Genomic DNA, 23,162 nt, shown 5'->3' with positions numbered 1-23,162 from the left:
AAAACTTTAGCCAGGACCCTCAAATGATAAAACATTTAAATAATTGTAGTAAAAGTTACCTATGGGCCCCGCAGCTGCAACGCTTAGCTTTGTGTGACGGGTGTAGCATGTCGCACGCCGGCCCTTAGCAAAAAGAGGAGGAAGCTGCGGCCCAGGGCAACAAAAGGGGCTATCCTGAGCTGAGGGTTACGTTAGGTGTTGAACGGCGGCGAGTAGTTCCCCTTCTTTGACTCGTACTCCTCCAGGTCCTTCTTGACCCTCTGGTAGGTGTAGTCCGATATCCTGCCCTCCTTCCTGGCCTCCTCTATAACTCTCCTGCTCTTCTCCTCGAGCATCTTCATTATAGGTATCCTCACGCCCTTCTCCCTGGCCACCGCCAGCGACCTTGGATAGCCTGCGTGGGCGTGCCTCACCACCCCCATTCCTGGGTCAACCGTGAACAACCTGATGGCCTTCTGCTCCGCCAGCTCAGTGCCGTCAACTACCATGCCGAAGCCGGCGTGTATCGCGTAGCCTATGCCGACACCGCCGCCGTGGTGGAAGCAGGTCCACGTGGCGCCGACTGCGGTGTTGAGGGCGTAGTTAAGTATGGGCCAGTCGCCTATGGCGTCGCTTCCGTCCAACATGCCCTCGGTCTCCCTGTAGGGCGAGGCCACGGAGCCTGCGTCCAGGTGGTCCCTGCCGAACCATATGGGGCCTGAGAGCTCGCCCCTCCTGACCATCTGGCTGACCACCTTGCCGAACAGGGCCCTCTCGCCGTAGCCGAGGTAAACTACCCTGGCAGGCAGGCCCTGGAACTTGACGTACTTGTGGGCTGCCGTTATCCACCTGGCTAGCCTCTGGTTCCTGCCGAACAGCTGGAGCAGGACGTCGTCCAGCTTATATATGTCGTTCGGGTCGCCCATGAGGCTGGTCCACCTGAACGGTCCCCTCCCCTCCTCGAACAGCGGGCGCATGAACTCCATCTGCCCAGGTATCTTGAAGGCCTCTGTCAGGCCAGCGTCGTAGGCCTGCTTCCTGAGGTTGTTGCCATACTCAAAGGTCACGGCCCCCCTGGCCTGGAGCTCAAGCATGAGCTGGACGTGCCTCTTCATAGTCTGCTTTGCCAGCTGTATGTACCTCTCAGGGTCCTGGGACCTGAGCCTTGCCGCCTCCTCGACGCTCATCCCCTCAGGCACGTAGGAGAGCGGGTCGTGGGCCGGCGTCTGGTCACTGAGGACATCTGGCACCACGTTCTCCTTGACCAGGCGCTCGAGCAGGTCAACGGCGTTTGCGAGGACCCCTATGCTGGTTGGCGTCTTTGACCTCTTGGCCTCGAGGGCCATGTCTATGGCCTTATCTATGTCGTCAGTCCATGTGTCCAGGTAGCCAGTCTGTATCATCCTTTCTATCATGCGCCTGTCAACGTCAGCTATGAGGGCCACGCCGCCGAGCATCTTGGCCGCAAGCGGCTGGGCGCCCCCCATGTTACCTAGGCCTGCGCTCACGTAGAGCCTTCCCTCAAGGGAGCCGTAGGCCCTCTCGGCCGCCGCCCCCACGGTCTCGTAGGTCCCCTGAAGGATCCCCTGCGTGCCTATGTAGGCCCAGCAGCCCGCCGTCATCTGGTGGTAGCTTATGAGCCCCCTCTTCTCGAGCTCCCAGAAGTAGCTCCAGTCCGCCCACTTGGGCACCAGCATAGCGTTGCTCATGACAACCCTCGGGGCCCTCAGGTCCGTCTTGAAAACAGCCACGGGCTGGCCGCTCTGTATTACCATCGTGTCGTCCGAGTCCATAGTGAGCAGGGTGTTGACTATGGCCTCAAAGTCGTCCCAGGACCTCGCGGCCTTGCCGGTGCCGCCGTAAACTATAAGGTTCTTGGGGTCCTTGGCCACCATGGGGTCGAGGACGTGGAAGAGCATCCTCAGTATTCCTTCTACCTGCCAGTCCCTGCTCCTGACGTGAAGCTCAGGGCCCGTGATGGCATGAACGGTCCTGGTCTCAGGGTCATAGTAGCCCTCGGATATCAGCTCCTCAATGGGTTGACCCTTATACTTCGAGGGAACGGACACTGACAACGCACCCCATTCGTCGTTGAATGATTGTATACAATATCTGTTTTTACTTTTGATTGCACAAACGCATATACGGTGTAATTGTTATTACATTTCTCTTGATAACCCTAGATGCTCTCTACACCACTGTTGTACTGTTGGCTTCCCACAGCATGCTGACCTTGCAGTAGTAGCTATCTGAAATTCCGATAGACTCTTCATAATTATTTGCATGAAGACCTTAAGCCTCCATATGTTTCCTTCCACTAAATTATTCCTTGGATATAAGCTAGCTCCCGAATTCCTGATATTAGAAGAGGTCTAGGAACATGTCCATTTTGGAGAAGTAGACGCTGTCGATGGCATTAATTAAAAAGTCGCTGCAGCCACGCTATAATGCTGGTGAAAACTTGAGCCTAGTTAAAAGGGCCCGCCTTTTGAAGGACCCTTATGACAGGAGAATTGGAGAACTGGAGCCCTTAATCCCGCTTGCGGGCGTCCCGTGGGACTGGTCAACTGCTGGCAGGCCTGGGGCCAGGTTCGCCCCTTCAGCAGTAAGGACGGAACTTTACTCGCTGACTCCCCTCTCTGAAGACCTTGGAGAGCTAAGGTGGGGTTTTGATGATATGGGTGACGTTGATATTGTAGGGGGTGATATTGTAGAGACCGGGCGAAGGGTCGTTGAAGCTTCAAGGCACGTCATGGAGGTGGCGATGTCCAGAGGCGTTCCAGCCGTTTTCATCGGAGGCGACCACTCAATAACTAACTGGACCTCCAGGCCCTTCGTGGAGCGCGGCGCCTCCTTGGTAGTTCTTGACGCACACTATGATATAAGAAAACTGGCGGAGGGCGTTACCAGTGGATCGTGGCTGAGGGAGTTAGTTGAAGCCACTAAGGTCAAGGCACTTGTCGTCGGAGTCTCCGAGTATGCGAACCCCCCTTATGCCCCCTCTAGAGCTAAGGAGCTGGGAGTTGATATCATCAGCAGGGTTGAGCTGCTAAAGGATTTCAAGTCGTCCCTTGAGAGGCTGAAGTCGCTGGTGGCCGGTTCTAAAGTCTATCTGAGCATAGATATGGATCACCTGGCCCAGGCCTTTGCGCCTGGAGTCAACAGCCCTACCCCCCTTGGCATGACCCCCTTCGAAAGCATGAGCGTAATAGATGTAATAACGTCATCAGCTAAGGTTGTAGGAATAGACGTGGTCGAGGTTGTGCCAGGAGTCGATGCCACGGGCTCCACGCCTAGGCTGGCGGCGGCCCTACTTCTAAGGGCTGTACAGGGATCGCTCGCCTCGACGAACGTGAAGTAATTACTTGCCAAGGCCTCTGGCTCTAATACCTTGAGCTGCCGGTGTACGCCGGTGCACGCCTTGAAGGTCTGCGCGGGCCAGAGGCTGACCGTTGAAGATATATGTGACGTCGCTGTTAACTCCCCAGTTAACATATGCCAGGAGTCGCTCCAGCTGCTCTCAAGGTCCAGGAAAGCCTATGAAGCTGAGGCCTCGCTGGGGAAGGTCTACGGCTACTCCACTGGCCTTGGGGCGCTGGCCTCAGCGGAGGAGGGCACGTGGAGAGGCAGGGAGGCTCATGTCCTCAGGGAGCACGACCTCGGCATTGGGCCTGAGGCCCCAAGGGAGGTGGTCAGGGCAGCCATGCTCGTGAGGGCGTCCCAGCTGGCCCAGGGCTTCGCGCCTGTGAGGCCCGAGGTGGCGCAGAGGCTCGTTGACGCGTTAAACTATGACATAGTTCCAGCGGTCTCGCTGGAGGGCAGCGTAGGCGCAAGCGGCGACCTGGCGCCGCTGGCCAGGATCTCCAGGTGCATCTACAGCGGTGAGGGGCAGGCGACCGTGAACGGCAGAAGGCTTAACTGCAGGGAAGCCCTTGAGGCCGCCGGGCTTAAGCCCCTGGAGCTTGAGCCGGGCGAGGCCCTGGCCATAATAAACAGCAACGCCTTCAGCGTAGCCATGGCCTCCCTGGGGGTCTGCGCCTCCCTGAGGCTTTTGAGCGAGTCCCTTAAGGTAATGGGCGAGACGCTTGAGGTCACGGGGTGCAACCCCCAGCACTTCTCTATAGCGGTGGCAAACAGCAAGAGGCTTGAGGGGGTTAAGGACGTGGTGGCCTCGCTTAAGGCTGACTGCCGGAGGTCGCCGAGGCTTCAGGACCCCTACTGCATAAGGTGCGTGCCCCAGGTCTACGGCTCAGCCCTCGAGGTCCTTAGGTTCGCTTCCAAGCTGCTTGAGGCGGAGGCTTACTCATCGTCGGACAACCCGCTTGTCGCTGATGGCCATGTGTACCACGCCTGCAACTTCCACGCCTCGGCGGCGGGCATGGCGTCAGACATGGCTAAGGTTGCCCTGGCGCACGTGGGCAACATGATAGAGAGGAGGACGGCCCACCTTCTGAGCTCCTCCACCACAGGGCTCCCGGAATTCCTGGCCGTTAAGGGCACCGTGGTGGGCGCAATGATCTACCAGTACACGGCCGCGTCGCTTGCCGCTAAGCTCCGCCAGCTGGCCTCCCCGGGCTCGGTGCACTCAATTCCTACCAGCGGCGCGCAGGAGGACGTGGTCTCCATGGCGCCCAACTCCTCCTACGAGCTGCTGAGGTCGGCGGCCGTGCTGGCAAGGCTAATAGCTGTCGAGGACTCGCTGGCCTCCCAGGCCGCCAAGGTCGCCAGGGGGCTCCCCCTTGACGACCCTGAGGAAGTTTTAGGGAGGTCGCTGACCAAGGTGGTGGAGGAGGCCGGCCTCTCGGGCCTCAGCTTCATAGTGGGGCTGGCCTGAGGTGGGGACCTTGCCAGAGGCCGACCTAGTTATATACAATGCTAATGTTGTCCTCTTCGAGTCTAGGCCCGTTACAAGGGCCTCCCAGGTGAGGGTCCTGGCAGGGGGAGAGGTGGCGGTTAGGGGCCACTACATAGTTAAGGCAGGCCAACGGGGCGAGGTTAGGGGAACCTACAGGGGAGGGCTTGAGCTTAACGCAGGTGGAAGGCTCCTCTCACCGGGACTCGTCGACATGCATACACACGCGGTCTTCGCTGGCAGCAGGGACGACGAGCTTGAGGCTAAGCTGAGCGGCGTCAGCTACTCTGAGATCCTCAGAGGAGGGGGAGGCATATACAGGACTGTCAGGGCCACGAGGTCGGCCAGCGACGAGGAGCTCATGGAGCTGCTCGTCAAGAGGCTCAGGCTGATGCTTTACCTGGGGACCACGACCGCTGAGATCAAGAGCGGCTACAGCCTTGACCACGAAGGCGAGCTCAGGCTGCTCAGGGTTGCGAGGGAGGCCTCAAGCATTGCAAAGGTTGACGTGGTCCCAACGCTGCTGGCCCACGTGCCGCCCGAGGAGGCCAGGGAGGGGAGGGCCAGGGAGGACTACGTTAAGGGCTTTGCTAACGACCTAGTTGGGAGGGCGGTAGGCCTAGCAAGCTTCGTAGACGTCTTCTGTGACGAGGGTGCCTTCACCCCGGAGGAGTCAAGACTCATACTCACGTCGGCCAGGGCTGCGGGCCTGGGGACAAGGGCGCACGCGGACCAGCTGGCCAGGATAGGCTGCGCTGAGGCCGTGGCCCAGGCCGGCCCCGCCTCAGTTGACCACCTAGAGGTCTCGGACGAGAGGTCTGTGAAGGCGATAGCCGCCTCAAAGTCCATGGCTGGCCTCCTGCCGGCAAGCCTCATGGCTACCATGGGCTCCTCGAGGCCTCCGGTGCCCCTGCTGAGGGCATACGGCGTGCCCATGGCCCTGGGCAGCGACCTCAGCGCGAACAGCGTCATGCCGTCGATGCAGACGGCCATCGACCTTGCAGTTTACCTCTACGGCCTGACGCAGGCGGAGGCCCTGGCCGCGGCCACAGCTAACGCCGCGCTCTCGCTGGGGCTGGGCGACAGGGGGTCCGTGGAGGCCGGGAAGCTGGCCGACCTGGTGGTGTGGGACCTTGAGAGGGTCAGCGAGCTTGGGTATGACTGGGGCAGGGACAGGGCCCTGGTCGTCATTAGGCGCGGCTCCGTGGTCAAGGACCTACTGGACCCCTGAGCCCCCGAGGTACGTGGCCAGCGTCCTCAGCCTGCCCAGCTCCCCGGGCTCGACCTCCAGGGGGTCCCCCGAGGCTATGATTAGGTCTGCCACCTTGCCCACCTCAAGGCTGCCCACGTCCCTGTCCATGAGGACCTCGGCTGAGCCCCTGGTGTAGGCGTCCAGGGCCTCAGCCACGCTCAGCCTCTCCCCTATGCCCTCAGCGCCGTTCACTGCGGCCGAGAGCGTCGTCCACGGGTCGGCGGGCTCCACTGGGGCGTCGGTGGAGAGCCCCACCACGGCGCCCGCTGAAATCATGGACTTGAACCTGTAGGCCCACCTGACCCTCTGGCCCAGCCTCTTGTGTATCCACGGTAAGTCGTCAACCTCAAACATGGGCTGCACCGCCACTCGAAGGCCCGAGAGCGCCAGGAGCTGGTCGTCCCTCACGAGCGAGGCGTGCTCCACCCTCAGCCACCCGCGCAGGCCCTCTGAGCCCCTTAGAACCACGTCGAGGGCTGCGTCGCCTATGGCGTGCACCGCCACCTGAAGCCTGAGCCTTGAGGCCCTGGCGAGCAGTGACCTGAGCTCCTCGGGGCTGAGCAGGGGCCTCCCCCTGTTCCCGGGGTCGTCCGAGTAGGGCTCGCTCAGGTAAGCTGTCCTGGCGCCGAGGGAGCCGTCGGCGAAAGCCTTAAGCCCCATCACCTTTACCAGCTCGTTTCCGAAGCCGCCAGCCACGCCGAGGGACTCAAGCAGGCCAACGCTGTCGGCGTCAAGGTAGAGCCTGAGCCTGAGGGGCAGGGGCTGGGAGGTCAGGCCCGCCATGAGCTTAAGCGGCACGTTCATGAAGCCTACGGTCGTCACCCCCTGCAGGGCCAGCCTCCTGGCCTCCTCGGCGACGTACGTCATGTACTCCTCGGGCGGTGGCTCGAGCTGCCTGAGCGCCCTTATCACCGCCCCCTCCCTGACCAGGCCGCTCGGCCTGCCGTCCGGGCCCACATCTATGTAGTCCTCGAGGCCCCTCAGGTCAACCCTTCTCATGGCCGAGGAGCTCAGCACCGCGGCGTGGCCGCAGACCCTTATTAACATCACGGGCCTGTCTCCCGCTATGTCGTCCACGTCGGCCGAGGTGGGAGGCCTTCCCTCCCTAAGCCTTGAGTCGTCCCAGCCCCTGCCCAGAACAACCGTGACGTTGGGGTGCCTCTCGAGGAACTCCTTGACCCTGCGCCTCAGCTCGTCCAGGCTGTCAACGCCCCTGAGGTCGACGCCGCTGTCCTGTATCGCCAGGCCGCTGAGGTGCATGTGGGCGTCTATGAAGCCCGGCAGCCCCACGCCCCTGTCTATGTCAACCTCCTCGCACTCAAGCTCCCTGCAGGCCCTCTCAACCCTGCCCCGGTCGCCCTCCAGCACGACCCTGCCGTTCACGGCCAGCAGGGAGTCGACTGCCCTGGGCGGCCTGAAGGAGACGTATATCTTACCGTAGAAGGCGGTGGCCCTCAAGGGGCTACCTCCTTATCAGAGGGAAGTCAACTACCTTGGCCTCCCCTGACCTGCCCCTCTCGTCCACTACAGTCACGGTCTCCCCGAAGACGGCGTACCTCACGTCAAGGTAGCCCTGCCCGACGCCCCTCTGCAGCACCGGGCTGAAGGTGCCGCTCGTCACCCAGCCGACCTCGACGTCGTCAACCATCACCTTGTAGCCGTTCCTCGGTATGAACCTGGCGGAGGACTTCTTCATCTCAAGCCCGACCCTTACCCACCTCAGCCCCTCCCTCCTGCACGCCCTGAGCGCCTCCTCGCCTATGAAGCCCCTCTTGCCCCAGTCTATGGCCCCCATGCCATACCTTAGGCCCAGGGCGCAGGGGAACTTGAGGGGGTCCTCGCCGTACTCGTTGCCCCCGAGCACGAAGCCCATCTCTATCCTGAGCGTGTCCCTCGCCGCGATGCCCACGGGCTTAGCCCCAAGCTCAAGGGCCCTCCTGTATATCCTCTCGGCGTCGCCGGGGGCTGCCCACACCTCGAAGCCGTCCTCGCCGGTCCAGCCGCTCCTGCTCACGAGGAAGGCCCTGGCGTCGCCCAGGCTGACGTTGAGGAGGAACTGAAGGGGCTTCAGGGAGCCCGCCTCCTTGAGGCCCATCCTCTCCATTACCTCGGGGCTCCTAGGGCCCTGTATGGCCAGCATGGCGTACGTAGAGGTCAGGTCCTCGAGGCTCACCTTAAGCCCCCTGGAGGACGCCGCCTGCTGCAGGTGCGACTTCATCCTCTCTGTGACGGCCGCGTTTGGCACGGCGAGCCACTCACTATCAGAGACCCTGTACCACATCTCGTCGTCAATCACCCTGGCCAGCTCCGTTAGGGCGAGGGTCGGGCCGCTCATGAAGCCCTCCTTAGTCGCTGAGACCTTCTTAGTGAAAACAATATCAAGGAGCTCCGCGGCGTCGGGGCCCGTGAGCCTCAGCCTCCCCATGTGGCTTATGTCAAATATGCCCACGTCCGTCCTGACGGCCATGTGCTCCTCCATGGTTGACGTGTAAACCATGGGGACGCTCCAGCCGGCGAACTCACCGAAGGAGGCCCCTAGGCCTTCATGAAGGGAGGAGAGCTGAACCGTCCTGAGGGCCAAGCTCACACCTGCGGGCCAAGGGCCTGGGAAGAATAAAAAGTGGCGAGGGCTTCCCACTCATGGTATGTCAACGTATGATATCCTGAGCCTCTTGCTCGCCTCGTCCAGGCGCCTCCAGTCCTCGTACGATAGTGCCCAGCCAGTGGCCCCGGCGTTCTCCTCGACCTGCTCAGGCGACTTGGCCCCGGGTATTGGGAGCACGGCGCTGCTGGCCCTGAGCAGGAAGTTGAGGGCCACCTGCGACACAGTCTTGTCGTACTTCTTTGCAACCTCCTTCAGCTCCTCAACGAGCTGGAGTATCTGCGAGTAGTTCTCAGGCCTGAACAGGGGGTTGTTCCTCCTGACGTCACTGAACTTGGTTACGTCGTCAAGCGTGTACTTGCCCAGTATGGCGGCCTGGGCCAGCGGGCTCCAGGCGAGCACTGTCATGCTGTTGGCCTCGGCGTACGGTATGTGCTGCTGCTCCGCCTGCCTCTCAACTATGTTGTACCTCAGCTCCAGCACCTCCACGTCGTGCCTGCTCAGGCAGTACCTGAACTCCTCTATCAGCGCCACGGGGTAGTTGCTCAGCCCTATGTACCTGACCTTGCCCATCTCAATTAGCCTCTCAAAGGCCCTGGCGTACTCGCACGTGGGTATGTTGTGCCACGCCGGCGGCCAGTGGGCCTCAAGGGCGTCTATGAAGCTCGTCTGGAGCCTCCTCAGGCTCCCGTCGACGGCCCTGAAGACGTCATCATAACTTAGGAAGTGGCCAGGTATCTTAGTTACTATGAAGACCTCGCTCCTCTGGACCCCGAGCTCCCTTATGGCGTCCCCTATGAACTTCTCGCTCATGCCGTTGCCGTACACCATGGCCGTGTCTATCAAGGTCATGCCTAGCTCCAGGGCCTTAGCTATGGCGGCCTTTGCCTTCTGGTAGTCTGTGACGCCCCAGGCGTCGCTGAACTGCCAGGCTCCAAGCCCTATCCTGGGCACCTTCTCCTTGGTTGACCCGAACTCCGTGTACTCCAAACAGGGCACCCCTCCTGACCGAAGAGCTGGGAGTTTTAAATTGAAGCCTTTACTTGAGGCAAGGCTATGAACTCCTTGGGCCCGAGGGCCTGGCCACGACGTTGACCAGGGGGTCGAGGCCCTTGACCACTATTTCAACCCTGTCGCCGTCCTTGAGGTACCTCCCCCTCGGGTGCCCGACGCCCGGCGGGGTCCCAGTGAATATCAGGTCCCCGGGGTAGAGCTTCATGTACTTCGAGAGCTCAACCACTATGTCGGCGAAGTCGTACGTCATCTCATCGGCGCAGCCGTGCTGGACCCTCTCACCATTTATATAGGTCTCCACGCACGATCCCTGCAGCTCGGAGTAGTCCTCGAGGACCTTGACGTAGGGCCCCGTCGGCGAGAACGTGTCCAGGCTCTTTGAGAGGCACCAGGGGAGCCTCTCGTCGTACTGGAGCTCCCTGGCCGTCACGTCGTTCCCAGCCATGTAGCCTAGTATGGCCTCCTGGGCCTCCCTCCTGTCCGCGTGCTTCACGGCCCTGCCGATAACTATCACGACCTCGCCCTCGTAGTCAGGCTTCTGTATGAACTCCGGCACCTCGATGCTGTGGAGGTGCCCGGTCAGGGCGCTTGGGGCCTTCATGAAGAACACGGGCCTCTCTGCGGACCCCATCTCCCTGGCGTGGGCCGCGTAGTTCTTGCCTATACCGATTATCTTTGAGGGCTGGGGCACCGGGGGCTCAAGCGGCCTGTCAAGCCCCTGGACGGGCTCCCCCCTCTCCAGCTTCCCCACGAGTTTACCCGGGTCCCTGAAGAACTCCGCCGGGTCCACCTGCGAGCCGTTGAGCAGGGCCAGGTAGACCTTGCCCCCCTCGACCAGGGCCAGCCGAGGTGCTCCCCCTACAAGCACGGAGGCAAGCCTCAAGGCAAGTCACGGGACACCAAGACCTCGGGAAGTTTAAAAGCGGTTGCAGGCCATGCAAGGCACTGCTCGAGGCGTAGGAGGGTTAATTTTATAAGATGAGGTGACAGGCTCTACGCGGAAAACCAGGGTGCTTGAGTCGTGGCCGCGAGCCAAGAGAAGAGGGTCGTCAACCCGCTGAGGTACCTGAGGGATGCAGTCGACAGCCAGATATACGTTAAGCTGAAGGACGGCACCGAGTACGTGGGCCAGCTCTTAGTCACCGACTCCACCATGAACCTAGTGCTTGACAACTCAGTAGAGGTCAAGGACGGGAAGCAGATAGTCGCCAGGCTGGGCAAGATACTGATAAGGGGAAGCATGGTACAGTACGTCAGCTTCAACCCAGAGCTGGCGGCCCCCGATGTGGTCTCCAAGTGAGACTTTCAGAAAATGAAAGGCGTAAATATCCCTAGGTGAACAGCTTGGAAGGGCGCGGACATGTGATAAGGACTGTGCTGATAGGCGCTGGCAGCGGCGCCTCGTACTTCCTTGCTGGCCTTGAGAAGCTGAAGGCCAGGGAGATAGAGCCCGTGGGCATACCCCTCGTGAACTACATGAAGGCCCACAGGCCGGAGGACATAGACGTCGTAGCAGTGTACGATGTTGACAACTCAAAGGTCGGCAGGGACATGTACTCAATAGCCTCTAAGCTCTCGCCGTTCAGCTCGGTGCCCAAGACGCTGAAGGACATCGTCGTGAGCAGGGGCCTCCACTGCGGCAGCCTCAGGGGGCTTGAGGTCGACGCCTCAGGCCTTGAGGACGCGCTGGGCAGCCCCCAGCAGGCCCTTGAGGAGTTCATCTCGGAGCTCGTGAAGCTTAAGCCTGACGTCATAGTTAACGTGATAACCACGGAGCCCATGAGGTTCGTCGAGAGCGAGGGCGAGTTCGTCAAGCTGGCCTCCACGTGCTCAGCGGGGGCCACTCTGGCATACATCTATGCCGCGAGCGAGTACTCGCTGAGGACAGGGAACCCAGTGGCCTTCATCAACCTGACGCCCCCGGCCGCCGCCAACAGCCCAGGCGTCGTGAGCCGCTTCGAGAGGGCTGGGGCCCTGGTCTTAGGTGACGACGCTGCCACGGGCGCGACGCCGCTGACCGCCGACCTGCTCGAGCACATGGCTGAGAGGGGCCGCAGGGTGCTGTCGGTGGCGCAGTTCAACATAGGCGGCAACACTGACTTCCTCAGCCTCACCGAGCCCGAGAGGAACCACTCCAAGGAGGTCACCAAGAGCAGCATGGTTGCCGACATACTCGGCTATGATGCGCCCCACTACATAAGGCCCACGGGCTACCTTGAGCCCCTGGGCGACAGGAAGTTCGTTGCCATGCACATAGAGTACGAGTCCTTCGGGGGATTCAGGGACGAGGTGATAGTCAACGCCAGGATAAACGACAAGTCTAACCTGGCCGGCCTCATGGCGTCGATCGTGCCGGTAGCCAAGTCGCTGCTGGAGAGGGGGATCCACGGGAGCTACGCCACGGTTAACAGGTTCTACATGAAGATGCCAGGGCCCCGGGGCACCAAGAACATAAGCAAGATAGTCGCCTACCAGGACCTGCTCAAGGAGCTCAAGAAGCTTGACATCATCTGAACGACAGCCCGGATATATTTAATTAAAAGATAAACACTTATAAAGCTTCTGTCTTACAGGTTAGCTATAATGAAAACAAGTAAATAGCTGTGGGCGCGAGAGTATGATACACGTAACGCTGCTGCAGTACATACTCTCAGTGATCTCAGGCGTAGTGGTGGGGTTCTCGCTGGGCCTCATAGGTGGGGGAGGCTCCATACTCGCCGTCCCACTGCTACTCTACTTCGTCGGCCTCAGCAGCATACCTAACGCGGCACACATAGCCCTTGGGACGACGGACCTTGCAGTTGGCATGAACGCGTACATAAACTCCTACATGCACCTCAAGAAGAGGAACGTCTCCCCTAAGGTCGGAGGCATATTCGCGGGCGTTGGAGTGGTTGGCGCCCTCCTGGGCACCTACCTGGGGCACATAACGCCAGGTGGGAGGCTGCTGCTGTACTTCGCCATAGCAATGATAGTCCTCGGCATCTACATAGGGTTCTTCAGGAACGCCGCCAAGGCCGGAACTCACGAGGAGGTAAGCAGAGTCGTTGAGGCCTACTCCAGGTGCCCCAAGCTGACCGCCAGGGTGGCCAGCCTCGTGGCCATCTTCGGGTTCGTGGTTGGCCTGATAAGCGGCTACTTCGGCATAGGAGGGGGGTTCCTGATAGTGCCCGCCCTCATGTTCTCCTCAGGCCTCTGCATCACCAGGGCCATAGGCACCTCGCTGCTCAGCGTCGGAACCTTCGGCATGGCCGGCGGCCTTGAGTACGCGGTTTACGGCGACACCCTGTTCATAATCTCGCTGCTCTACGTGCTTGGCGGCATAGGAGGGGGCTTCCTGGGCACGTCGCTAGCTGTTAAGGCGCCTAAGAGGACGCTCCAGAGGGCATACGGGGTAATAATAGTGCTGGTGGGCATCTACATGATATTCAAGGTCCTGCACCTGTCGCTCTGACCGCGATTTATTTTCCAGGCACGCACTGAGCCAGCGGGGTGATCTCCTTGGAGGAGAGGTATGTCGTCGTCACTGGCGGCGACAGGGGGATAGGCAGGGCCACGGTGCTCAGGTTCGCCAGGGCGGGCTTCAACGTAGTGTTCACCTACAGGAGCAGGCAGGACGCGGCGGAGCGCACGGCCTCAGAAGCCAAGGCGCAGGGGGCCCGCAGCGTCCTCTACTACAGCGTCGACGTCTCCAGCTGGGAGTCCGTGTCGAAGTTCGCCCAGGAGCTCTCCGGCAGGGTACCCTACGTTAACGTCCTGGTAAACAACGCTGGCATAATTGACTACAACGACTTCGAGAGGCTGACCCCGGAGAGGTGGAGGGAGGTGCTGGACGTGGACCTCACGGGGCCCTTCCTGGTCACCAAGGCCCTCCTTGACCTGCTGAGAAGGGCCAGCTGGGCCTCGGTGGTTAACCTGGCAAGCATAGCGGGCCAGACGGGGAACGTGCTGGCCAGCGCGGCCTACTGCACGGCCAAGGGCGGCGTAATTGAGCTCACCAAGAGGCTCGCGGTGGAGCTGGCAAAGTACGGCATAAGGGTCAACGCCGTGGCGCCGAGCTTCGTGGAGACCGACATGGTGGCCGACATACTCAACGACCCAAGGAGGAGGCGGGAAGTGGAGCAGATGCACCCGCTGGGAAGGATAATAAAACCTGAGGAGGTGGCCGAGGTCATCTACTTCCTGGCGGACCCGGCCCTCTCGCTCAACGTAACCGGCCAGGTCATTGGAATCAACGGCGGCAGGTACACTTGAGGACTAAAAGGCCTCAGGTCCCCCTGAGGCCAGCTTAGACTTTAATCCTGGGTCCTCACGCGATGCACTTGAGGACAGCGACTTGCTGGACCTCTCGCTGACGACGCTGCTCGGCGACCTTAAGGAGGTGGGCTACGCCGTCCTAGTTGGGTCACTGATAAACGTTGTCCTCACGCTGCTCTGGGCCCTAAGGTGGAGGGCCGGGCTAAAGTACCTGGGCGTCAGGGCCAGCTACCTTCAGTCGCTCATCGCAATAGTGGCCAGCTTTCCCCTGGGCAACCTGCTCCCGGCTGGCAAGGTGGTCCAGGAGGCGTTCAGAATAGCATACCTTGACGTCAAGGAGGGCAAGAGGACGTCAGTTATGGCGGCGGCCGCCGTTGAGTGGGTTGCCGAGGGCCTAATAATTTCGTTTCTGCTGTTGGCTGTAATCATAAGGCACTACGCGCTCGGCGCCGTGGCCCTCACCCTTGTAGCAGTGGCGGCGGGCCAGCCCCAGGGCATGACAGTTAAGTCGGCCGCCAGGGACCTGATCAAGGCCCTCAGGCTCCTGTCCAGGGACCGAAGGCTTATGTCGATCTACTTGGCCGTGAGCTCTGTCATAATAGCCATAGACGTCATTAAGGTGTGGCTCGTGGCCCTCATGAGCGGCCTCTACCTGGCCCTGTTTGACCTCATGCTGCTTTACGTTATCCTCAGGGTCACCTCCGCGGCGCCGACCCCGGCGGCCCTGGGCTTCCTTGACTTAGGGGTCATAGGCGCGCTGAAGTACATGGGGTACCCCGTGGGGCTAGCTGTCCTGTTCCTGGTGTCCCTCAGGCTCGTGGACACAGTGATTCCCAGCATAGCGGGCATGATCGCGCTTGCCGTGACCGGGAGCTACCGCATGCTCAGGCAGGCCAGGGGCGCAGGGAGTTGGAGACGCTGAGGGTTGTGATGGTCAGCGACTGGTTCCCTCCAAGGGTTGGAGGGGTCGAGACCAGCATAAGCGAGCTGTCCAAGGCCCTGGGCAGGCTGGGCCACGAGGTGATTGTTGTAACTCATGAGAACAGCTCCTACAGGGGCCCGCCGGGCCTCGTCAAGGGTGACGGCTACCTGGTCTACTGGATCAGGACCCGCCTCCTGGCCAAGGACGACGCCACCTATGACCCGCTCGCCATAGCGAAGGCCTCCCTCTTCGTCAAGAGGAACGCTGTTGACGTAGTTCACGCCCACGGCGTGACCTCCTTGCTGGGACTCATGACTGCAATGATAGCCAGCGGGGGAACTGGCGTGCCGTCTGTGCTCACCAACCACTCGCTCCTCAGCGGCTCCCTGAGGGGCCTGGGCAGGCTGTCCCTCAGGTACGCGCTCAAGTGGCCCACCCTACTGGTAGGCGTTTCAAGGGCCGCGGCCGAGGACATCTCAAGGATCAGCGGGAGGCCGGCGGACGTAATACATAACTGCATAAACGTCGACTCCTGGAGGAAGATGGCTACCTGGTCCCACCTCGACGGGGACCCGGCCATAGTTATAACCTCCAGGCTGTCGCCGAGGAAGAACCCCCTTGAGATAGCCAAGGTGGCGTCGCTGGTGGCCAGGGAGCTCCCCAGGGCTAGGTTTTACATGGTCGGCGACGGCATGCTAATGAGGGACCTCGTGGAGTCGCTCAGGAGCTTCGGAGTTGAGGACAGGGTGAAGGTCCTGGGGCTCATGCCCAGGGAGAGGGTGGCGCAGGTTCTCTCCGGGGCTGACGCCTTCGTCCTGACCAGCTACAGGGAGTCCTTCGGCATAGCCGTCCTTGAGGCCATGGCGCTCGGGGTGCCGCCGCTTGTCTACAGGAGCCCGGGCGTCCTTGACCTGGTTGAGGACGGCAGGAGCGGCGTCATAGCTGATGGACCTGAGGCCATGGCGGATGCCATAGTAAGGGTTGCCAGCGACGAGGGCCTCAGGAGGGACCTTGCAAGGGGCGCCGAGGACAGGGCAAGGCTCTTCGACTGCAGTATAATAGCCAGGAGGTACGTTGAGGAGTACCGGAGGGCCGAGGAGGTTAAGTGCAGCGACGACAGGAGGTTCCTGGTCTACAGGGTCTACAGGGCCCTCAGGGGGGACCCAGTCAAGGAGGGCGAGTGGTGCAGGGGAAGGAAGTGGGAGTACCATGAGAGGTCAGCCAATGGTATTGTTCCTGTCGTCAGACGTGGAGCAGGACGCCCCGCCGTACATGAACAGTGAGAGGGGCATCGTCGAGGGCCTGCCCAGGCTGCTGGAGCTGCTGGACGAGCTTAAGGTGAGGGCCACGTTCTTCGTAGTTGGCAGGGTGGCAGAGAGGCACCCAAGGGCTGTCTACAACATAGTTGAAAGGGGTCACGAGCTCGGAAGCCACGGCTACGCGCACATAAGGCTTGACAGGGTCCCCCTCAGGGAGGCCGAGGACGACGTAAGGAGGTCGCTGAGGGTCCTCAGGGACTTCGGCGAGGTCAGGTCGTTCAGGGCCCCCAACCTTAAGCTGCCCCGGCAGCTCCTGCCCGTCCTCAGGGAGGAGGGGATCAGCGTTGACGCCAGCCTGGCCTCCTACAAGCCGCCCTTCCCGCGGGGTATCACTGTTGAGGACGGCGTGGTCAGGGTCCCGGCCACGGTGACGAGCAGCGTGCTGCGCGTGCCGTGGGCCCTCCAGAGGCCCCTGCTGGCCCTGATGCCCAGGGTTACCACGCTCTTCGTGCACCCCTGGGAGGTCTCAGGCTTGGTGCACTGGAGGCCCGACATATGGATTGGCACTGGCCCAAGGCTCCTCGGGCTCCTGAGGAACGCTGTGAGCTACATGGTTAGGAGGGGCTACAGACCCATGACTATGAGTGAGGCGCCCTCGCTCCTTGACAATATTAACTTCAGGGGGCTGGCTCAGCCGGGCGGCAGGTGAGAGGACTTGCTCGGCAAGCTGAGGAAGCTCATTAACTCGCTGGCCCCGACGACCGTGGGCAAGGCGCTTTACAAGGCCGGCGTGACGCCTGACGAGCTCACCTACATGGGCCTCGCCCTCTCGGCCCTGGCGCCCCTCGCGGTTTACCTGGGCAAGCTCATAGCGCTGCCATTCCTAATACTGTTGGCGGGCCTCATGGACGTCCTTGACGGGGCCGTGGCCAGGGCCTCCGGGAGGACCACCGCGTTCGGCTCCTACCTTGACTCTATGACCGACAGGGTCAGCGACGCCTTCCTGTTCCTGGCCATGGCCCTGGCCGGGGTGAACCAGTACATAACCCTGATAGCGCTGGCCTTCTCGCTCATGGTAAGCTACGCCAGGGCCAAGGGGGAGCTGCTCAACGTTAAGATGGAGGGGGTCGGCCTGGCCGAGAGGAGCGAGAGGCTTATAATACTCTTCGTCATGTCGCTGCTGCTCCTCCTCAGGCAGCTGCTCGTTGACGACATAATAATGGCGGTGGTTGCCGTGCTGGCCGCCGCCACCGTGATCCAGAGGTCCGTTCACGTCAAGAGGTCTATAGGCCAGACGCGCACGACGACCTGAAGCGCGAGGCGTCGCCCTTCATGAAGACGTTGTTAAACATGACATAAACATCCCTGGCCTCCCTGAGCCCCCTGACCTTGTTGCAGAGCACCTCAAGATCATTATCTGTGTACCTGTACCTGTAGTTGACCTCCCTGCCCCCTATGCCGTGGAGCCTGAAGTAGACGACTGGCCTCTCGACGGCAGGGCTGGCCCTGAATGGGTCGACCACGTGTATGATCCCGTCAAGGTCCCCTATGACCTTAGCTATGAGGTCCGGCCTTGAGTGCCACGTGCCCCTGGGCTCCCACCCTATCGTGAAGTCCCTCGTGGCCACGGCCCTGAAGAACTCGGCCGCCTGCCTCGCGTTGTCCTCCGACGCCCCGAAGCCTGGAGGGGTCTGGACCACCACTACTGATGCCCCAAGGGCCCTCGCGGCCCTGGCGACCACGTCCCACGCCTCAAGGTTCTCCTTCGTTGTCCTGAGGTTGCCGTAGCGGTCCGCCAGCTCCTCAGGTAACCTGTGCCTGGCCCTCCTCCACGTGGGCCCCCCAGGGGGGTGGGTGACGGCCTGCCACGCCTTCATTGTGAACCTGAAGCCCTCGGGCGCCTCGCCCCTCAGGGACCTCAGCCTGCCCTCGTCAGGCATGTCATAAAATGTGTTCTGAAGCTCTACTACGTTGAAGCTGGCGTAATACCTCTGCCTCCCCAGGCACCAGCCGCAGCAGCCCACCAGCAGCATGGGCGCCCCTGGAGAGCTTACCTGTGCCTGAAGTTTAAGCCGTCCAGGCCCTTCAGCTTAGCTGTTAGCTTTCCCGTTAATAGGTAACGCTTTTAAGTTTAGAGTTAAGCACTTTTAAATAGCTCAGTAACCGATACTCAGGTAACTGATATAGGGGTGAGGCCATGGAGTACAAGTGGACCGTGCTCACCAACACCACGCTTGGGATACTCATGGCAATGATAAACTCCTCCGTGCTTATAATATCGCTTCCTGCCATATTCAGAGGCATACAGCTCAACCCGCTGGCCCCAAGCTCCTTCGACTACCTGCTCTGGCTGCTCATGGGCTACGGCGTCGTCTCCTCCTCGCTGGTGGTCTCCTTCGGCAGGCTCTCCGACATGTACGGCAGGGTCAAGCTGTACAGGCTCGGCTTCGTGATATTCACCGTGGGCTCGGTGCTCCTCTCAATAACTCCGGGCAGGGGGACGACAGCGGCGGCCGAGCTAGTGGCCTTCAGGATGGTGCAGGCCGTCGGCGCCGCCCTGCTTATGGCAAACAGCGCCGCCCTCATAACTGACGCGTTCCCCATAACTGAGAGGGGCAGGGCGCTCGGCATAAACCAGGTCGCGGGCATGGTCGGCAACCTGGTGGGCCTGATCCTCGGGGGCGTCCTGGCGACGATCAACTGGAGGCTCGTGTTCATAATAAGCGTCCCCTTCGGCGTGGCGGGGACTGCGTGGTCATACCTCAAGCTCAGGGAGCTCTCGAGGCCCAGGAGGGAGGAGAAGGTTGACATAGTTGGTAACCTGACTTTCATTGGAGGCCTGGTGCTCCTGCTGGCGGGCATAACCTACGCCCTGGAGCCCTACCACGGGGAGGCCATGGGCTGGAACAGCCCCAGGGTCATAGCGCTGATGAGCGCCGGGGCAGCGGTGCTTGCAGTGTTCCCGCTCGTGGAGATGAGGGTCCAGTACCCCATGTTCAGGCTCGAGCTGTTCAGGTCAAGGCAGTTCTCGGCCGGGATATTCGCGGCGCTCCTGGCGGGCCTTGCACTCGGCGGCCTCATGATAACGCTCACCATAATGCTTCAGGGCATCTGGCTCCCGCTCCACGGCTACAGCTACAGCTCGACGCCGTTCTGGGCGGGCATATACATGATGCCCATGCTCTTCGGCTTCGTGGCCCTTGGGCCCCTGAGCGGGGCCCTCTCCGACAAGTACGGGGCCAGGGAGCTGGCCACCGGGGGCATGCTGATAGCGTTTGCAGCTATGATGGCCATGATGACTCTCAGCTACAACTTCTCCTACCTGCCCTTCGCCCTGATGATATTTGCTGTGGGCGTCGGCAACGGCATGTTCGTGGCCCCGAACACTGCCTCAATAATGAACGCCGTGCCCCCGGAGCACCGGGGCGTGGCCTCAGGCATGAGGTCGGTCATGACGAGCATGGCGAACACCGTGAGCATAGCCCTCTACTTCTCCCTGCTGCTGAGCGCCTTTGAGGCCAGGCTCCCTTCAGCCATATATTCATCGCTTGTGAGCGCCGGGTTCCCACAGGCCCTGGCCCTTGAGGTCTCCAGGATGCCCCCGACCGCGGCCCTCTTCGCGGCCTTCCTAGGCTATAACCCCATGCAGGTGGTCCTTCAGGACCTGCCGCAGGGCGTGGCGAGCAGCATAGAGGCCAGCGACCCCTCGGGCATTAAGGAGGTTATGAGCAACACCTGGTTCCCCCGCGTCATAGCTCCCCCGTTTATGTACGCGCTCAGGTTCACCCTGCTGATATCAGGCGTCATAGTGGTGGTGGCTGCTGTGGCCTCCGCCCTCAGGGGCAGGACCGCCCCTCAGAGCCTGGGAGGGAAGTGAGCCAGGCCCGCCGGGAGCAGGTACCTCATGGCCAGGAGCAGAAGGAACGAGACTAGGGGCACGGTGATGTTGTCGTCGACGCCGTTTATCCTCTCCACGAAGGAGGCTACCACGCCGGCCGCCACCCCCTCAAGGCCTAGGAAGTAGCCCCCTATGAGGGACGACACGACGATCATAGCTATAGTCCCCGACCACGCCTTGCCCCTGACCCTCCTGAGGCCCCTCACGACCCCCGTGATGCCGTCACCCACTGACATGAACAGCGCGGAGACGGCCCCAATCACCATGCTTGGGTCGAAGAACCAGGGGGCCAGTATGACAAGACCCCACATTATGGTGAAGTGGGCCTCGTAGGCGTTGTCCGGCTCCTGGAACCACGTCATTAGGCCCCTCCTCCTCCTGTAAAGTATGTAACCCGTCAGAGCCATGGCTGAGGCAAACGCCATCCACGGCTGGGTGTAGACGAAGGGCACCAGCGCGGCCACCAGGCCGCCGCCCAGGATGTGTATTGTCTTCCTAGCCATGTACCTCGATATGCGGTCCCCAAGCCCGTGAGAGGTGGACAGCCTGTAGACGGCCTTTGAGATGTAGAGGACTACTGCGCCAACCCACGCCGCCAGGGCTAACGTTATGACCAGCTGAAGCGTTATGGATAACATGCTCTCGCTGGCCTCTGTGCGACGCGCGGAATTAAAGCGCTTGCAGCTAAATTAGGGCCGCAGCCACGGCCGCGGCCGTAATAATTGCTGGGGTGGCAGTGAAGGCCAGCGGGCCAAGGTATAGCGCCAGCCCCCCTGCCAGGGAGCCCACCAGGGAGCCCAGCTCCCTTAACATCATGTAGCCGTGCACCCTGTAGCCCCCCGTTATCCCTATGTATATCCTGTAGAGCGACAGGTCCAGCACGCTGAAGAGGGCCACCAGAACCGCTATGTAGGCCACCATGCCGGCCAGGGAGTCTATGAACCTTATGGCCACTACGGCCCACGCCCCCCTTATTGCTATGCCCGCCGCCGCCAGCGACCTGGAGCTCGTGCCCTGGACCAGGGCTAACGCCGCGGCCGCCGAGAGGCCCGCGGCCGCGAAAGCCACCATGTAGTCCCTGAGGCCCAGGCTGACGTACCTGAGCATGAGCGGCAGGGCCGTCAGGTAGTAATCGCCTACAAACGTCGTCAGCATAGCCGACACCGCCACCCCCGTCGACGACCCTGAGCCCTTCTCAACCGACCTGGAGATGTTGTAGAGAAGCCCGTACTTGCCATAGACGAATGACCCAACCGCGGTGGCGTAGAGGCCGAAGCCCTCAAGCCTTAGCATGAGCCCGTGGAGCTTCCTCTCGAAGGGGGGCCAGCCCGAGGGGAGAAATAGCATGAAGGCCAGCCCAACCGCGAGGGAGGCAACGCCCACCCCTACGGCCAGCCCCATGAGGGGTATGAAGGGGACCACGAAGGACAGGGCAAGCAGTCCGAGGCCCTTTATGCCGAAGAGGCCCAGCCTCTGGCCGGATGCCTTTGCCTCCCACTCCATGTCGGGCGACAGCTCAAACATGCCCGCCGAGAAGCCGAGGTTGGCGGCCGCTGTGGCAACGGCGTGGAACATGTAGGCTATCGCCATAAGCTCAACGCCCCTCGCCAGGCCGAAGAGCGGGGAGGCTACGGCTATGGTTACGAGCGACACTGCCGTCAGCTTACGGTAGTCCCCCCTGTCGGCCAGCCTGCCGAGGAACTCGCTGGACGTTATGAACACGGCGCTCCAGGCGGCCCCAATTATGCCGTAGTCTATGTCTGACACGTCCGTCCTGAACCCTATGTAGTTGAACATCATGAAGTCAACTATTGAGAGCGCCGCTATGTAGGTGACCCCCAGCCAGTACCACACATGTACTCCCGGCGGGAGCATACGGGCATTGGAGTTAAGAGGGTCAGACCCCCTTTGGCCATGGACTCCCGGGGGGCTGAAGGCCTCGGATATACTAATTAAAACTTTATATCTTTTTCCGATCTACTTACATCGCGTGAGGGCCGTGGTCCTTCAGGTGACGAGCAAGGTTTACAGGGTGCCCGTGGAGGAGACCAACGGCAACATATACTTTTACGTCCAGGGGGACGGCCTCATCATAATAGACGCTGGCATCCCGGGCAAGGACGGCCTGGTGCTGGAATCCATAAGGTCCCTGGGCTTCAGCCCCTCCCAGGTCAAGGCCATAGTTCTGACTCACTACCACCTGGACCACTCCGGCAGCGCGAACGCCATCCGCTCGGCCACAGGAGCCAAGATATACGTGCACAGGGACGACGCCCCAATACTTGAGGGGCTGGTGCCCCCTCAGCTCCCCAAGGAGGCCCCAAGGGAGGCCGTCGAGGCCTACCGCTGGTTCAAGCCGGTCAGGCCAGACGCTATCCTAAACGACGGTGATGAGGTCCACGGGCTCAGGGTGATCCACGCCCCAGGGCACACGCCCGGCTCCATAGCCCTCTACGACGGGGAGCACCTCTTCGCCGGCGACAACCTGAACTTCCGCGATGGCAAAGTACAGGGCCCGCCGCCCCTGTTCACCGCTGACATGCAGAGGGCCAGGGAGTCGGTGAGGAGGCTGCTGTCGCTGGACTTCAGGGTCCTGCTCCCGGGGCACGGCGAGCCCGTGGTAGGGGACGCGTCCGCAAGGGCCAGGCGGGACCTAAGGGGGCTCCTGTGAGGCCCTTTTAAGCTTTATCTTGGTTTACTATCCTTTCAGCTTTAGGTGAGTACTTGGCCTCCCGCTTCAGGCAGCACTTTTCCCACAGCTTGGGGGCAAGGACCGCGATCGCCTGCCAGGTTTTCTTATAGGGCGCGCGACATCTAACCTTGGCACCCGCTGGGAGGAGTTATGGAGGGAGGCGCCCGGGAAGTCCTAAGGATCGGCAAGGTCTCAGGCGTAGTCAGCGGCCTAGCCGTAGTCAGGACCGACATGGATGTCAGGAAGTTCAGGCAGGGGTCGCCGGTGATTAACTCTGACCGCAGGCTCGTGGGGTCGGCCGCCGACGTAATAGGAAACGTCAACTCCCCATACCTGCTGGTCAAGCTGAGCCCGGGCGCCTCAGTTAAGGAGGGGGACGAGCTCTTCCTCGTATTCTCACCCCCCAGGAGGAGGGGCCATCACAGGAGAAGGTGA

22 protein-coding genes are annotated in these 23,162 nt (G+C 61.3%); 14 read left to right on the top strand and 8 right to left on the bottom strand.

Going from position 1 to position 23,162, the window contains the following annotated elements:
- Positions 1-191: 191 nt before the first annotated feature.
- The gene (locus ACP5H1_RS04925; RefSeq protein WP_427972450.1) at positions 192-2,003 is read right to left on the bottom strand and encodes a urocanate hydratase; all 1,812 of its coding nucleotides are present in this window, start codon (positions 2,001-2,003) and stop codon (positions 192-194) included.
- Positions 2,004-2,467: 464 nt separating this feature from the next.
- Here ACP5H1_RS04925 and ACP5H1_RS04920 point away from each other — a divergent pair, with 464 nt between their 5' ends.
- From ACP5H1_RS04920 to hutI, 3 genes are read left to right on the top strand one after another with little or no spacing between them, the layout of a single operon-like run.
- Positions 2,468-3,340: an arginase family protein gene (locus tag ACP5H1_RS04920; protein ID WP_427972426.1), complete on the top strand. Its 873-nt coding sequence runs from the start codon at positions 2,468-2,470 to the stop codon at positions 3,338-3,340.
- 60 nt (positions 3,341-3,400) lie between these two features.
- A complete protein-coding gene (locus ACP5H1_RS04915) occupies positions 3,401-4,813 on the top strand; it encodes an aromatic amino acid ammonia-lyase (protein WP_427972424.1) in 1,413 nt (470 codons plus the stop codon).
- A gap of 10 nt (positions 4,814-4,823) precedes the next feature.
- Positions 4,824-6,062, top strand: a complete 1,239-nt coding sequence (hutI, locus tag ACP5H1_RS04910) for an imidazolonepropionase (protein ID WP_427972421.1) — start codon at positions 4,824-4,826, stop codon at positions 6,060-6,062.
- Here the strand turns inward: hutI and ACP5H1_RS04905 are convergent.
- From ACP5H1_RS04905 to ACP5H1_RS04890, 4 genes are all read right to left on the bottom strand, one after another.
- Positions 6,048-7,541, bottom strand: coding sequence for an amidohydrolase (locus ACP5H1_RS04905; RefSeq protein WP_427972419.1), 1,494 nt, complete (start codon positions 7,539-7,541; stop codon positions 6,048-6,050). The genes hutI and ACP5H1_RS04905 overlap by 15 nt on opposite strands.
- A 4-nt stretch (positions 7,542-7,545) precedes the next feature.
- A complete protein-coding gene (gene gcvT, locus ACP5H1_RS04900; RefSeq protein WP_427972417.1) occupies positions 7,546-8,670 on the bottom strand; it encodes a glycine cleavage system aminomethyltransferase GcvT in 1,125 nt (374 codons plus the stop codon).
- Between the two features lie 51 nt (positions 8,671-8,721).
- A complete protein-coding gene (locus ACP5H1_RS04895; protein WP_427972414.1) occupies positions 8,722-9,675 on the bottom strand; it encodes an aldo/keto reductase in 954 nt (317 codons plus the stop codon).
- Positions 9,676-9,739: 64 nt separating this feature from the next.
- Positions 9,740-10,582, bottom strand: coding sequence for a fumarylacetoacetate hydrolase family protein (locus ACP5H1_RS04890; protein ID WP_427972412.1), 843 nt, complete (start codon positions 10,580-10,582; stop codon positions 9,740-9,742).
- Positions 10,583-10,720: 138 nt separating this feature from the next.
- Between ACP5H1_RS04890 and ACP5H1_RS04885 the strand changes: the two genes are divergently transcribed.
- The 8 genes from ACP5H1_RS04885 (at position 10,721) to pgsA (ending at position 17,449) form a co-directional block, all read left to right on the top strand.
- Positions 10,721-10,999: a U6 snRNA-associated Sm-like protein LSm6 gene (locus ACP5H1_RS04885; protein ID WP_013266485.1), complete on the top strand. Its 279-nt coding sequence runs from the start codon at positions 10,721-10,723 to the stop codon at positions 10,997-10,999.
- A 44-nt stretch (positions 11,000-11,043) separates the two neighbouring features.
- A complete protein-coding gene (locus tag ACP5H1_RS04880) occupies positions 11,044-12,213 on the top strand; it encodes an inositol-3-phosphate synthase (protein ID WP_427972408.1) in 1,170 nt (389 codons plus the stop codon).
- A gap of 103 nt (positions 12,214-12,316) precedes the next feature.
- Entirely contained in the window at positions 12,317-13,153 is an 837-nt protein-coding gene (locus ACP5H1_RS04875) for a sulfite exporter TauE/SafE family protein (protein WP_427972406.1), read from the top strand.
- A gap of 38 nt (positions 13,154-13,191) precedes the next feature.
- The gene (locus ACP5H1_RS04870; protein ID WP_427972403.1) at positions 13,192-13,953 is read left to right on the top strand and encodes an SDR family NAD(P)-dependent oxidoreductase; all 762 of its coding nucleotides are present in this window, start codon (positions 13,192-13,194) and stop codon (positions 13,951-13,953) included.
- Positions 13,954-14,035: 82 nt separating this feature from the next.
- Positions 14,036-14,878: a lysylphosphatidylglycerol synthase domain-containing protein gene (locus ACP5H1_RS04865; RefSeq protein ID WP_427972401.1), complete on the top strand. Its 843-nt coding sequence runs from the start codon at positions 14,036-14,038 to the stop codon at positions 14,876-14,878.
- Positions 14,866-16,161 carry a glycosyltransferase family 4 protein gene (locus ACP5H1_RS04860; protein WP_427972398.1) on the top strand — a complete coding sequence of 432 codons (1,296 nt, stop codon included), beginning with the start codon at positions 14,866-14,868 and terminating at the stop codon, positions 16,159-16,161. The genes ACP5H1_RS04865 and ACP5H1_RS04860 overlap by 13 nt, the downstream gene beginning before the upstream one ends.
- Positions 16,103-16,846, top strand: a complete 744-nt coding sequence (locus tag ACP5H1_RS04855) for a polysaccharide deacetylase family protein (protein ID WP_427972395.1) — start codon at positions 16,103-16,105, stop codon at positions 16,844-16,846. Before ACP5H1_RS04860 ends, ACP5H1_RS04855 begins: the two co-directional genes overlap by 59 nt.
- 6 nt (positions 16,847-16,852) lie before the next feature.
- Positions 16,853-17,449 (top strand): archaetidylinositol phosphate synthase, encoded by a 597-nt coding sequence (gene pgsA / locus ACP5H1_RS04850; protein WP_427972392.1) that lies wholly within the window; start codon positions 16,853-16,855, stop codon positions 17,447-17,449.
- Here pgsA and ACP5H1_RS04845 read toward each other — a convergent pair.
- Positions 17,421-18,170 (bottom strand): DUF72 domain-containing protein, encoded by a 750-nt coding sequence (locus tag ACP5H1_RS04845; protein WP_427972389.1) that lies wholly within the window; start codon positions 18,168-18,170, stop codon positions 17,421-17,423. The genes pgsA and ACP5H1_RS04845 overlap by 29 nt on opposite strands.
- A 164-nt stretch (positions 18,171-18,334) precedes the next feature.
- Here ACP5H1_RS04845 and ACP5H1_RS04840 point away from each other — a divergent pair, with 164 nt between their 5' ends.
- Positions 18,335-20,014: an MFS transporter gene (locus ACP5H1_RS04840; RefSeq protein WP_427972386.1), complete on the top strand. Its 1,680-nt coding sequence runs from the start codon at positions 18,335-18,337 to the stop codon at positions 20,012-20,014.
- Here ACP5H1_RS04840 and ACP5H1_RS04835 read toward each other — a convergent pair.
- Positions 19,993-20,673, bottom strand: coding sequence for a dolichol kinase (locus tag ACP5H1_RS04835; protein ID WP_427972383.1), 681 nt, complete (start codon positions 20,671-20,673; stop codon positions 19,993-19,995). The genes ACP5H1_RS04840 and ACP5H1_RS04835 overlap by 22 nt on opposite strands.
- Positions 20,674-20,719: 46 nt before the next feature.
- Complete coding sequence (locus ACP5H1_RS04830; protein WP_427972380.1) at positions 20,720-21,889, bottom strand: hypothetical protein; 1,170 nt, start codon at positions 21,887-21,889, stop codon at positions 20,720-20,722.
- Between the two features lie 136 nt (positions 21,890-22,025).
- Here ACP5H1_RS04830 and ACP5H1_RS04825 point away from each other — a divergent pair, with 136 nt between their 5' ends.
- Positions 22,026-22,706 carry an MBL fold metallo-hydrolase gene (locus tag ACP5H1_RS04825; protein WP_427972377.1) on the top strand — a complete coding sequence of 227 codons (681 nt, stop codon included), beginning with the start codon at positions 22,026-22,028 and terminating at the stop codon, positions 22,704-22,706.
- A gap of 171 nt (positions 22,707-22,877) precedes the next feature.
- Positions 22,878-23,162: an H/ACA ribonucleoprotein complex subunit GAR1 gene (locus tag ACP5H1_RS04820; protein ID WP_427972374.1), complete on the top strand. Its 285-nt coding sequence runs from the start codon at positions 22,878-22,880 to the stop codon at positions 23,160-23,162.

It is taken from the genome of Acidilobus sp., from assembly GCF_049973875.1.
Taxonomy (GTDB): domain Archaea; phylum Thermoproteota; class Thermoprotei_A; order Sulfolobales; family Acidilobaceae; genus Acidilobus.
The sequence above is the reverse complement of the archived record's forward strand: the minus strand, read 5'-3'. Positions and strand labels throughout refer to the sequence as shown.

Coding starts and splice junctions, on each gene's coding strand:
- ACP5H1_RS04875 (WP_427972406.1), top strand. CDS start 12,317: ATGATACACGTAACGCTGCTGCAGTACATACTCTCAGTGATCTCAGGC.
- ACP5H1_RS04855 (WP_427972395.1), top strand. CDS start 16,103: ATGGTATTGTTCCTGTCGTCAGACGTGGAGCAGGACGCCCCGCCGTAC.
- ACP5H1_RS04845 (WP_427972389.1), bottom strand. CDS start 18,170: ATGCTGCTGGTGGGCTGCTGCGGCTGGTGCCTGGGGAGGCAGAGGTAT.
- ACP5H1_RS04840 (WP_427972386.1), top strand. CDS start 18,335: ATGGAGTACAAGTGGACCGTGCTCACCAACACCACGCTTGGGATACTC.
- ACP5H1_RS04835 (WP_427972383.1), bottom strand. CDS start 20,673: ATGTTATCCATAACGCTTCAGCTGGTCATAACGTTAGCCCTGGCGGCG.
- ACP5H1_RS04820 (WP_427972374.1), top strand. CDS start 22,878: ATGGAGGGAGGCGCCCGGGAAGTCCTAAGGATCGGCAAGGTCTCAGGC.